Consider the following 11,677-nt stretch of genomic DNA (forward strand, 5'->3'; position numbering starts at 1 on the left):
CGCGGACGGCGAGGGCGGGGGTGGCCGTGGAGCACTACCGGCGCTACCTGCAGCTGCGTCCGCGAGGGGCCGGCGCGGCCGAGGCCCGGCAGTACCTCAAGTCCCGGTCGGGTCGGTAACGGCGCTCAGCGATGTTCCTCGTCCTGTCGAAGCTGTTGGACCTGCTCTTGTCCCCGCTCACGTGGGCGCTGTTGTTCGGCGTGGGAGGCGTGGCGCTGCGCCGGTGGAAGCGCCTGTCGCTGGCGTCCCAGCTTCTGGCAGTGGCCGTGCTGTACGTGTTCTCCATCGAGCCGACGGTGGCGCTGCTGACGCGCGCGACGGAGGCGGACGCGGTGAGCACGTACCGGCCGGACGTCGTCTACGACGCGGTCATCCTGCTGGGCGGAGGGCTGGACGCGGCGGCCACGGAGCGCTCGGGGCACCCGGAGTACAACGCCGCGCCGGAGCGGATGATGCGCACCTTCGAGCTGCTGCGCGACGGCCGGGCACGGCAGGTGTTGATCACGGCCGGCAACCTGGACGCGAGGCCGGAGGCGGTGGTGGAGGCGGACGTGCTGGCCGCGCAACTGGAGCACTGGGGCATCGCGCCCGAGCGCATCGTGAAGGAGGGGCGCAGCCGCAACACCCGTGAGAACGCGCTGGAGTCGGAGCCGCTGGTGCGCGCGCACGGCTGGAAGTCGCTGCTCCTGGTGACGAGCGCCGCGCACCTGCCCCGCGCGGCCGGCTGCTTCGCGGCGGTGGGGCTGAAGGCGGACACGCTCGCGGTGGACCTCCGCTCCTCGACGATTCCCCCCGCGAAGCTGAGCTGGCTGCCACGGTCGGGAGCGCTCAACCAGAGCACGGACATGCTGCGCGAGCTGGCGGGGCGGGTCGTCTACCGGGCGCGAGGCTGGACCGCGCCCTGGCGGTAGGCTGCGCCCTACTTCATCGACGGATGCGCGCGCAGTCCGCCCCTGGGCGCGCCGAGGACCGTGATGCGGCCCTGTGGCTTCGCGCGGGGCGCGGGCTTGCCGGTGCGGAACGCGGTGCCGAGCGCTTCCCACGGCGACACATCCAGGCCCCTGGGCACCGCGGGCAGGTCCTTGAACATGGAGTAGCCGTCGTTGCCCTGCGCCACGAAGCTCAGCGTGGCCAGCCGGTACACCGCCGCGTCGTCCAGCGGCTTGCCCTTCACCTCCACCTTCGTCACCCGCGCGCCCGGCGCCTTGCGCAGGTCGTAGGTGAAGCGCAGGCCGGACACCTGTGGGAAGCGGCCGGGCGGCTTGCCGTCCAGGCTGCTCAGGCTGACGCCGTTCTCCAGCGCCGCGCGCAGCACCGCCCCCTTCACCATCAGCACCACCAGCTCGTTGCGGTAGGGCATGAGCGAGTACAGCTCGCGCCGGGTCATGGGCCCCGCGGGCAGCACCCGGTCCGCGCGGATGGCGCCCCCATTCACGAGCGCCACGTCCGCGCCCGCCGCTTCGCGGAACGCATCCGCCAGGAACGAGCCCAGGTTCGTCTCCCCCAGCCGGTTCTGCGCGCTGCGCGCATCCAGCGCCACCGGCGAGCGGCCAATCCGCTCCGCCAGCGTGGCCAGCAGCGGGGCATAGGGCTTCATCTGCTCATCGAACGCCGCGTCGTCCGGCGTCTTCGCGGTGATGGGAATCACCTTCCACGCGAGCTTCTTCACCGCGCCCGTCTTCGCGTCCAGGTCCAGCGTGACGCGGCCCAGGTCGATGGCGTCCTCGTCCAGCTTGAGGATGGGCGTGCCCGCGACGGTCTCCTCCACGCGGTCGTGGTCATGCCCGCCGATGATGAGGTCCACGCGCACGCACCTCGCAAGCTCCCGGTCCTGGGCCACCGCCAGGTGCGTGAGGCCCAGCACGAACTGCGCGCCCGCGGCCCGCAGCTCGTCCACGGCGCGCTTCGCCGCCTCGCAGAACGGCGTGATGCGCGTGTCCTTGCCCGGCTTGGAGGAGGTCTGCGTCTCCGGAAGCACCACCCCGAAGATGCCCACCTTCACGCCGCCCACGTCGCGCAGGTCCCACGCCTTGAGCCCGTCGAACACCTGCCCCGACTTCACGCTCATCACGTTGGCGCCCAGCCACGGGAAGCGCGACTGCTGGAGGCGCGCGCGCAGCACGTCGTCCCCGAAGTCGAACTCGTGGTTGCCCACCGTGGCGTAGTCCAGACCGAGCGCGTTCCACGCGTCGATCATCTGCTTGCCCTTGAGCGCCTCGCCCGCCACCTCCGCGGACGACTCCACCGAGGGAGAAATCGTGTCGCCCGCCAGCAGCGTGAGGACGTGCGGCGACTCCTTCAGCGCCTGCTGCTTGAGCGTGGCCACGCGCGACAGGCCGCCCCGGTTCCGGGCGGTGGGCTGGAATTGGTAGACGTCGTTGAGGTGGAGGATCGTGAGGCGGACGGTATCGGCGGGAGGTGCCGGCTCCGCGGCCCCGGCTGAACGAGTGGCCAGCACCATTGCGAGCGGCAGCAGCACCGCCCAGGTGCTCACGGTCTTCTTCATCATCGGACAGTCGTTCTCTTGCGGGGGCACGAAGGGGGGAGCGCCAACCCGTCTCGGCCTAGCGCACTCGGCGCATGAAGGCGAGCGGACCGGAGATGGCGCAACGCGCAAGCCCCAAACCCTTCTTCCCGGAGGAGGAAGGGCTTCCAACCCACCGTGCGCTCCATCCTCAGACGGTGTAGCGCCGCCCCTGCGCCAGCGGCTCGATGACGCTGCCGCTCGTGTCGAACAGGTCCGGATAGTGGATGAGGCGCATCTTCGCGCGAGTGGCCTCCGGCAGCTCCGCCAGCTTCTCGTAGGGCGTGTGCACGCCGTAGTTCGTCTCGTGGATGACCAGGTCCGCCTCGGACAGCCAGGAGATGAGCCCCTCGTCGAACGCCGTGTCCGCGCTGTAGCCCAGGCACCGGCCCCCGGCGCGGATGCGGAACGCGGTGGTGGGCACGTGGTGGTAGGTGAAGCGGCACTCGACTTCGAACGGGCCGTGCTTCACCGCGCGCTCCAGGTGCAGAGGCGTGTGCGTGAAGTAGTCCTCGAAGTGCTTGTGGCTGGGGCCCGCGCCTTGCTGCTCGATGAGGCACTCCATGCCCGCGGCCAGGTGGCCCTCCCAGAGCCGGCGCGTGACGCTCGGGTGCGCGAGCAGCTCCATCTTCCGCTGGAGCACGAAGAAGGAGAAGTACCCCAGGCCCTCCAGGCCGGAGGCGTGGTCCGCGTGCAGGTGCGTGAGGGCCACGGCGCTGACGCGCTCCACGTCCAGGTGCACGCCGGAGGACTCGGACGCCTCGCGCATCATCTTGCGGATGGGGTGCGGACAGTCGATGAGCAGCACCTGTCCCTCCGCCTCCAGCGCCAGGCACGACGAGTAGTAGAGCGCGGAGAAGGCATCACCGACGCCCAGGGGGATGAAGGACAGGCTCATGGATGGCTCCGGAGGGAAGGGGACAGCCGCTCGCGCAGCTTCGCGGCGACGGCGGGAGGGCAGAAGGCGGACACGTCCTCGCCGCGCGTGAGGCGCTCTTTCAGGGCGCTGCTGGACACCTCCGCCAGGTGCGCCTCCGCGGGCAGGAACAGGGTGGACAGCTCCGGCGCGAGCGCGCGGTTCATCTGCGCCAGCTCCGTCTCGAACTGCGCATCCGTGGCGCCGCGCACGCCGCGCAAGAGGACGCTCGCGCCAATCTCCCGCGCCAGCTCCACGATGAGCCCCTCGGTGGAGGTGACGGAGACGTTGGGGTGCTTCGCCACGGCCTCGCGGATGAGCGACATGCGCTCCTCGGCGGTGAGCAGGGTGCGCTTGTTCGGGTTGACCGCGACCACCACGACCACGTGGCTGAAGAGGCGCGCCGCCTGCCGAACCACGGACAGGTGGCCCGCCGTCACGGGGTCGAAGCTGCCTGCGTAGAGGGCGATGGTCATCACGACACCTCACGGTCCGGTGAAGAAGAAGGCGCCGCGTCCAGCAGCCCCGCGGCCATGCGCTTCACGGTGCCCGCCGCGGAGCCCGGGGGCACGAGCCCGGCCGCGCTCGCGGACAGCACGAAGTACCCCTGGATGGCGGCGAAGAGGCCCGCGGCCAGCGGACGCGCGCGGCGCTTGCCCACCACCGCCGCCACCAGCGACTCCAGCTGCTCCAGGTCCGCGCGCACCACCTCTTCATAGGCGGTGCGGACCTCCGGCTGCCGGATGGCCTCCGCGCTGATGGTGACCCAGCCCGCCACCGCCGCCACGTCCGCGTCCGGCCCGGTGGCGAGGAACGCGTCCACGAACGCCTCCACCCGCCCTCGCGCGTCGTCCGCGGCGAGCTTCGCCACCCGGGTGCTGAACCGCTGCCGCGCGCGAGCGGCCAACGAGCGCACCAGGGTCAGCAGAATCTCCTGCTTGTCCTCGAAGTGGTAGTGCACCAGGCCCGCGCTCAAGCCCGCCGCGCGGGCGATCTCCGCCACGGACGCGCCCTCGTAGCCGCGCTCGGCCATGGCCTTGAGCAGCCCGGCGACAATCTGTTCCCGGCGCGCTTCGGTATTGGAGGGGCGGGGCATGGCGCGGTCTTGTTTGTAGGTTGTATGACCAACTTATAAACAGGGCCAGCGCGGGCGTCAACCGGACGTGAAGTCCCGTGGCGCCGGGCGGGGGGCTAGAAGCGGAGGACGGACGTCACCTTGTCCGGCCCCAGCCGCTTCGCGCCCTCCAGGAAGTCGAGCGTGATGAGGAAGCTGTAGCCGACAATCTGCCCGCCCAGCCGGCTGATGAGCCGGCCCGTGGCGTCGGCGGTGCCGCCGGTGGCGAGCACGTCATCCACCACGAGCACGCGCTCGTCCTTGAGGATGGCGTCCTCGTGCATCTCCACGCCGTCCGCGCCGTACTCCAGCGAGTAGCGCTCCACGATGCGCTTGTGCGGGAGCTTGCCGGGCTTGCGCGCGGGCACGAAGCCCGCCTCCAGCGCCAGCGCGATGGGGGCTCCGAGCAGGAAGCCGCGCGACTCCACGCCCACCACCTTGGTGATGTGCTGGCCCCGGAAGGGGGCGGACATGGCGTTGACCACCCGGCCGAAGAGGCGCGGGTCCGCCAGCATGGGGGTGATGTCCTTGAAGACGATGCCGGGCTTGGGGAAGTCCGGCACGTCCCGCAGGACGGCCTGGAGGTCGGAGAGGAGCGTGGGGTCGAGGGACATGGGGTGGCTCCGAAGGGAGGACGGCGGCGTTCAGCCTGGTGGGTCATACCCGGGGTGGACCTGGGACTTCAGGGTACCCGGCCCGGGTGACAGCCAGCCTGGGGGGGCCCCGGACGCAGGGTCCTGGGGCCAACGGCCGGAGGATGGGCGGACGGGGACGGGACCGGGGCATGGCGGACGTTGATGATCTCACAGCTTCGCGCCGCCCGGCCGCATCGGCTGGCGGACGCCGTATTTTTTCCCGCGCGCGGGGATCCCCTCACTGTGTTAAGCGAGGCGGTTCCCCCCGACCAAGGAGTCTGGGGCACTTGCAAGCCGTGCAAACCACCGCTGACACCCGAGACCCTCTCTCCCCCCAGGACGGACTCTGGCTCCGCGCCCTCAAGGCCGAGGTCGAGCCCGCCACGTTCAAGAAAGGCCGCGAGGTGGCCGAAGGCCGCCGCGTCTTCGGCCTCACGCGTGAACCCGAACGCATCCGCGCGCAGGTCGCGGCTCCGTCCGGCGAGCGCTACGACGTGGCCCTGATTCCAGGAGAGGGAAAAGTCGTTTCCTCCTGCACCTGCCCGGTGTGGAACACCACGGGCCCGCATTGCGAGCACGTGGTCGCCGTGGCACTCATCTACGCGGCCCGCTTCCGGCCACCGCCCCCACCGCAGAAAGCCGCGGCGCCGCCTCCGCCGCCGCCCGAACCCGAGGACATGGGTCCGGACGACGAGGAGGAGATTCCCGGAGGCGGAGCGCCGGGGATGGAAGGCGTCAGCCTGCCCGCGCTCGCCAAGGTGGAGAGCTGGCTGGGCCTGTCCTCACTGCCCGACTACGAGTTCCTCTACCGGCTCACCCCCGCGAGCACGGGGGCGGGTGGCTCCAACAACCGCCACTGGGTCGTGGACGTGCGCCGTCAGGACGCGCAGACCAAGGGCCCCGTGCACGTGAAGCGCCTGCTCCAGGCGGGCAGCCGCATCGCGCCCGCGGACGAGCGCATCTTCATGGTGCTGTCGCGCCATGAGCACCGCTATGACTCGCGCATCGTCCTCTCCGACGAGGACCTGTGCGAGGTGCTGGAGCTCTTGCGCCAGCGCCGGGTCATCTACCGGGGCACGCCGCTCGTCTACATGGAGCAGCCCGTGCGGCCGCAGATCCACCTGGAGTCGCGTCCGGACGGCGCCACCGCGCAGATTGAGTTGCTGTTCCCGGACGGCGTGGGCTACCCGCTCAAGGACGTCATCGTGCTCGCGGGCCGGCGCACGTACGTCATCCAGGCGCAGAACCTCCACGCCGTGGAGCCGGACTTCCCGCCGCGCTTGCTGCGCAAGTGGCTGCTGGAGCCGACCATGGCCTTCCCGTCCGGGCAGCTGGACCGGGTGCTGACGTTCTTCGCCGCGCACCTGCCGCGCTTCCGCATGTCGCTGAAGGCGGACGACATCGAAGTGGACGAGTCGGTGGAGCCGCGCTTCGTCCTCACGCTGGAAGGCGCCGCCGAGCGCGTGAAGGTGCAACTGGCCGCACGCTACGGCCAGACGACGGTGGCGGTGTCCCCCACGGCCACGCACCTGGGCTACGCCAGCGGCGTGGGCGAGGACGCGCGCAAGCTGTACCGGCGCCGCGACGAGGTGGAGCGCGCCGCGGGCAAGCTGCTGCTCGACCTGGGCCTGCGGTTTGATCAGGCCGCGCAGGCGTTCGACGCGTCGGGTGACGTGGCCCTGGAGTTCTGGGCGCGCGGCCTGGCGAGCCTTCCCGCCGAGTGGGAGCGCTACGGAGTGTCGGCGCCCAAGGTCCGGCTGCGCCCGAAGCTCAAGCCGCGCATCCGCGTGGGCATGAGCGGCGTGCAGTGGTTCGACCTGGACGCGGAGTTCGTCACCGACGATCAGGCCGTGGACCTGGGCGCCGTGCGCATGTGGCTGGACTCCGGCCGCAAGTTCATCCCCCTGAAGGACGGCTCCTTCGCGGAAGCGGACGTCGCGGAAATCAAGCGCGTGGCGGACCTCCTGGAGGAGGCCGGCGCCATGCCGGGCCGCACGCGCACGCGGCTGCCGCTGCACCAGGCCGTGGCCCTGGACCTGCTCGCGGACCTGGGCGAGTTCACCGAGGTGGAGGCCAAGGCCCGTCAGGCCATGCTCGCGCTGCGCGAGTCCGCCGGCGTGCCGAAGGTGGCCGTGCCGGAAGGACTCCAGGCCACGCTGCGCCACTACCAGGAGGCGGGCCTGTCCTGGCTCTGGTTCCTCCGGCGCCACGGGCTGTCCGGCATCCTCGCGGACGACATGGGTCTGGGAAAGACCATCCAGTCCCTGAGCCTGATGCAGAAGGTGGCCAACGACGAGGGCCGCAAGCCTTCCCTGGTGGTCGCGCCCACGAGCGTGCTCGCCAACTGGGAGCGCGAGGCGGAGCGCTTCACGCCGGGCCTCAAGGCCATGGTGTGGCACGGGCAGGACCGCCGCGAGCGCGCGGAGGACCTGAAGGACATGGACCTGGTGCTCACGTCGTACGCGCTGGTGCGCCGCGACCTGGAGCAGCTGTCCCAGGTGGGCTTCCGCTACGTCATCCTGGACGAGGCGCAGAACATCAAGAACGCGGACAGCGCCACCGCGCAGGCGTGCAAGTCGCTGCCCAGCGAGACGCGCCTGGCGCTCACCGGTACGCCGCTGGAGAACCGCCTGTCGGAACTCTGGAGCATCTTCGACTTCCTGATGCCCGGCTTCCTGGGCAGCGCGGAAGGCTTCAGCGACCGCTACGAGCAGCCCATCCAGGTGGCCAACGACGCCACCGCGAAGGACCGGCTGCGCCGCCGCATCCAGCCCTTCATCATGCGCCGCCTCAAGACGGAGGTGGCCAAGGACCTGCCGCCGAAGACGGAGAGCGTCGCGTGGTGCGAGATGGAGCCCGGCCAGGCCGCGCTCTACCGCGAGGTCCTGGAGGAGAGCCGCCGCAAGGTGAACGAGTCCATCGAGAAGGTGGGCTTCAAGCGCAGCCGCGTCTCCATCCTCGCCGCGCTGATGCGCCTGCGTCAGGTCTGCTGCGATCCGCGCCTGCTCAAGATGCCGCCCGGCACGCTGTTGCCGTCCAGCGCGAAGCTCGAGCGCTTCATGGAGCTGGTGGCGGACCTGGTGGCGGAAGGCCACCGCGCGCTCGTCTTCAGCCAGTTCACGGAGATGCTGGAGCTGCTCAAGCAGGAGGCGGACAAGAAGGGCCTGCGCTACCTCTACCTGGACGGCCGCACCAAGGACCGCATGGGCAAGGTGGACGAGTACAACCGCCCTGACGGCCCGCCGCTCTTCTTCATCAGCCTCAAGGCGGGCGGCACCGGCTTGAACCTCACCGCCGCGGACTACGTCATCCACTTCGACCCGTGGTGGAACCCGGCGGTGGAAGACCAGGCCACGGACCGTACGCACCGCATCGGTCAGACGCGCGCGGTCATCAGCTACAAGCTCATTACGCGCGGCACGGTGGAGGAGAAGATTTTGAGCCTCCAGCGCCGCAAGCGCGAACTCGCCGCCGGCGTGCTGGGCACGGACGGGGACGACATGGGCCGCACCCTCACGGAACAGGACATCCAGGAGCTGTTCACCGAAATCTGATGCGACCGGGGGAGTGGGAGAAGGTTGTGGCGCCAACAGGCCACGCCCTCCCACTCGCCCTCCCACCGTCCGCCCGACCCGAACACCTGTGCAGTGTCACCAAGACCTGCTAGGGTGTTCAGGTGTTGGGGCGTCGTACGGATCGCGGAGGGCGCGCGTGCTGCTGGGTCTTCGGATTTCGAACGTAGCGGTGATTGAGGAGGTGGAGGTCGCGTTCGGCGCGGGCCTCACCGTCCTCACGGGTGAGACGGGTGCCGGCAAGTCCATTCTGGTGGACGCGCTGGGCCTGCTGCTCGGGGGCAGGGCGGATGCGGACGTCATCCGTGCGGGCTGCGAGGACGCGGCGGTGGAGGGCGTATTCGCCCGGACACCGGTGCTGGCCGCGCGCCTGGAGGAACTGGGCCTCCCGGACCTGGGAGAGGAGGTGCTCGTGCGGCGGGTGCTCGGGCGCACCGGGCGCGGCAAGGTCTACGTCAACGGCGCGCTGGTGACGCTGGGCGTGCTGGGGAAGCTCACCCGGGGCGCGGTGGACATCGCCGGCCAGCATGAGCACGTGAGCCTCTTCGACTCCGGGCTGCACCGGGTGCTCCTGGACAAGTACGGCGGCCTGGAGGAGTCGCTGGCCGCGTACGGGCGCGAGTGGGCGAACCTGCGCGAAGTGGATTCGCGCATGGACGCGCTGGGCGGGGACGACGCCAAGGTGCGCGAGCGCGCGGAGTTCCTGCGCTTCCAACTGGACGAAATCACGCGCCTGGACCCGGACTCTGGCGAGGACGTGAAGCTGGACGCGGAGCGCCGGCGGCTGGGCAGCGCGCAGAAGCTCAAGCGTCAGGGCGCGGAGGCCGAAGTGCTGGTGTCGGGCGAGGCGCCGTCCGCGGTGGAGATCGTCGGGCGCGCGCTGGGGCTCGTGCACGAGGGCGTCAAGTGCGACGCGACGCTCGCGCCGGTGGCGCAGTCGCTCTCCACGGCGCTGTCGGAGCTGGAAGAGGCCTCGCGCCGGCTCAACCGCTACGTGGAGGGGCTGGAGTCCGACCCCGGGCGGCTGGGCGAGGTGGAGGAGCGGCTGGACGCGCTCAAGCGGCTGTGCCGCAAGCATGGCACGACGCTGGACGGCGTCCTCAAGAAGCGCGGCGAGCTGGAGGCGGAGCTGGGCACGCTGGAGAACCGGCGCGAAATCCTGGAGGAGCTGAACCAGGAGCGGAAGCGGGTGGAGGAGCGGGCGCGCAAGGCGGCGCTGGCGCTGTCCCGCGCGCGCAAGGCCTCCGCCGGGGCCTTCTCCCAGCAGGTGCGCGAGGGCCTGGGCGGGCTGGCCATGGGCAAGGCCGCCTTCGAGGTGCGCGTCACCGCCGGGGAGTCGCTGCGTCCGGACGGCATGGACGAAGTGGAGTTCTTCTTCAGCGCCAACCCGGGTGAGCCGGCGCGGCCCCTGGCCAAGGTGGCCTCGGGCGGCGAGGCGAGCCGGCTGCTGCTCGCGCTCAAACGTGCACTGGCGGACAGTGACGCGTGCGGCTGCTACATCCTGGATGAAGCGGACGCGGGCGTCAGCGGCGCCATCGCGGACGTGGTGGGCCGGATGATTCGTGAGGTCAGCAGCCACCGCCAGGTGCTGTGCATCACGCACCTGCCCCAGGTGGCGGCCTACGCGGACGCCCACCTGCTCATCCGGAAGAGCGTGAAGGGCGAGCGCACCGTGTCCCAGGTGCTTTCCCTCTCGGCGGGCGCCGAGCGCACCCAGGAGCTGGCGCGCATGATGTCCGGCGTGGAGGTCACCCGTGAGGCGCTGGGCGCGGCGGAGGCGCTGGTGCGCTCGGCCCACCGGGCCACGCCCCGCGCGCGCCGGGAATCCGGCCCGGAAGGCACCAGCCCCCGGGGCCGGCTGCGCCGGACGGCCTGAAATGGGGGCCTACAAGGTAGGGGTGACCCAGGGGGAGGGGCATGACGCACCGGGAGTTTTCGTCCGCGTCCTTGCCCCCACTTATGGGCTCACATAGCATCCGGCGCGTGTCCAGCACCGCAGGGCAGACCGCGGCCCCCCGCCATAAAGTCATCTCCGCTGGCCTGACTGACGTCGGGCGCAAGCGCAATCACAACGAGGACAGCTTCCTCATTGACGATGAGCTCCAGCTCTACGTCGTGGCGGACGGCATGGGTGGGCACGCGGGTGGCGGTACCGCGTCGCGCATCGCCGTCGAGACCATCGACAAAGAGCTGCGGCGCGCGCGTGAAGGGCGGGACAACCCCTTCGTCAGCGTTCCCAACCTCCAGGATTCGCCCATTCCGGAAGCGCTCCGGGGCGCGGTGGAGAAGGCCTGTCAGGCCATCTACCTCACCGCCCAGGATGACGCGCGCCTGTCCGGCATGGGCACGACAGTCATCTCCCTGGTGGTCCGCGACGAGCACGCCTTCTTCGCCCACGTGGGTGACAGTCGCGCGTACCTCATCCGCGGGGACCTCATCCAGCAGATCTCCGAGGACCACTCGCTGGTCAACGAGCAGATAAAAGCGGGGATGATCACACCGGAAGAGGCCAAGCACTCCCGGTACAAGAACATCATCACCCGCTCCGTCGGCTTCGAGGAGGAGGTCCAGGTGGATGTCATGGGGCTCGTGTCCGAGCCCGGTGACGTGTTCCTGCTCTGTTCGGACGGCCTCGCGAACATGCTGGAGGACCGGGAGATCCACGACGCCGTCGCGCGCCACGCCAACCTGGAGGAGGTGCCCAAGCACCTCATCGACCTGGCCAATGAGCGCGGCGGCGACGACAACATCAGCGTCATCGTCGTGCGCATGCAGGGTGGTTGAAGAGGGCCCGGACTCGGGGCGCGATTGGGGCGCGCCCTGGAGTCTGTTGACCTTGACACTCTTCAAATGCGGATGATAGCTGCCCCAACCTTTCCACTTACTGAGAATCGCCAGTGGGTGACGGTGCGGGAG

General features: G+C 70.5%; 9 protein-coding genes. 4 read left to right on the plus strand and 5 right to left on the minus strand.

Annotation, left to right across the window (positions count from 1 at the left end; translation table 11 throughout):
* The first annotated feature begins 131 nt into the window (after positions 1-131).
* Complete coding sequence (locus tag D7W82_RS34900) at positions 132-911, plus strand: YdcF family protein (protein WP_120622438.1); 780 nt, start codon at positions 132-134, stop codon at positions 909-911.
* An 8-nt stretch (positions 912-919) separates the two neighbouring features.
* Here the strand turns inward: D7W82_RS34900 and D7W82_RS34905 are convergent, their stop codons facing one another.
* From D7W82_RS34905 to D7W82_RS34925, 5 genes are all read right to left on the minus strand, one after another.
* The gene (locus D7W82_RS34905) at positions 920-2,509 is read right to left on the minus strand and encodes a bifunctional UDP-sugar hydrolase/5'-nucleotidase (protein ID WP_120622439.1); all 1,590 of its coding nucleotides are present in this window, start codon (positions 2,507-2,509) and stop codon (positions 920-922) included.
* Positions 2,510-2,675: 166 nt separating this feature from the next.
* Complete coding sequence (locus D7W82_RS34910; RefSeq protein ID WP_120622440.1) at positions 2,676-3,422, minus strand: MBL fold metallo-hydrolase; 747 nt, start codon at positions 3,420-3,422, stop codon at positions 2,676-2,678.
* The gene (coaD, locus tag D7W82_RS34915; RefSeq protein WP_120622441.1) at positions 3,419-3,916 is read right to left on the minus strand and encodes a pantetheine-phosphate adenylyltransferase; all 498 of its coding nucleotides are present in this window, start codon (positions 3,914-3,916) and stop codon (positions 3,419-3,421) included. Before coaD ends, D7W82_RS34910 begins: the two co-directional genes overlap by 4 nt.
* Positions 3,916-4,536 carry a TetR/AcrR family transcriptional regulator gene (locus D7W82_RS34920; protein ID WP_120622442.1) on the minus strand — a complete coding sequence of 207 codons (621 nt, stop codon included), beginning with the start codon at positions 4,534-4,536 and terminating at the stop codon, positions 3,916-3,918. The genes coaD and D7W82_RS34920 overlap by 1 nt, the downstream gene beginning before the upstream one ends.
* Positions 4,537-4,631: 95 nt before the next feature.
* Positions 4,632-5,168, minus strand: a complete 537-nt coding sequence (locus D7W82_RS34925; RefSeq protein WP_120622443.1) for an adenine phosphoribosyltransferase — start codon at positions 5,166-5,168, stop codon at positions 4,632-4,634.
* Positions 5,169-5,476: 308 nt separating this feature from the next.
* On the opposite strand from D7W82_RS34925, the gene D7W82_RS34930 reads away from it, so the two are divergent.
* From D7W82_RS34930 to D7W82_RS34940, 3 genes are all read left to right on the plus strand, one after another.
* Positions 5,477-8,743, plus strand: a complete 3,267-nt coding sequence (locus D7W82_RS34930) for an SNF2-related protein (protein WP_233588123.1) — start codon at positions 5,477-5,479, stop codon at positions 8,741-8,743.
* A 157-nt stretch (positions 8,744-8,900) separates the two neighbouring features.
* Complete coding sequence (recN, locus tag D7W82_RS34935) at positions 8,901-10,637, plus strand: DNA repair protein RecN (RefSeq protein ID WP_120622444.1); 1,737 nt, start codon at positions 8,901-8,903, stop codon at positions 10,635-10,637.
* Positions 10,638-10,744: 107 nt separating this feature from the next.
* A complete protein-coding gene (locus tag D7W82_RS34940) occupies positions 10,745-11,545 on the plus strand; it encodes a Stp1/IreP family PP2C-type Ser/Thr phosphatase (RefSeq protein WP_120622446.1) in 801 nt (266 codons plus the stop codon).
* Positions 11,546-11,677: the final 132 nt, after the last annotated feature.

The organism is Corallococcus sp. CA049B, from assembly GCF_003611685.1.
Classification (GTDB): Bacteria; Myxococcota; Myxococcia; order Myxococcales; family Myxococcaceae; genus Corallococcus; species Corallococcus coralloides.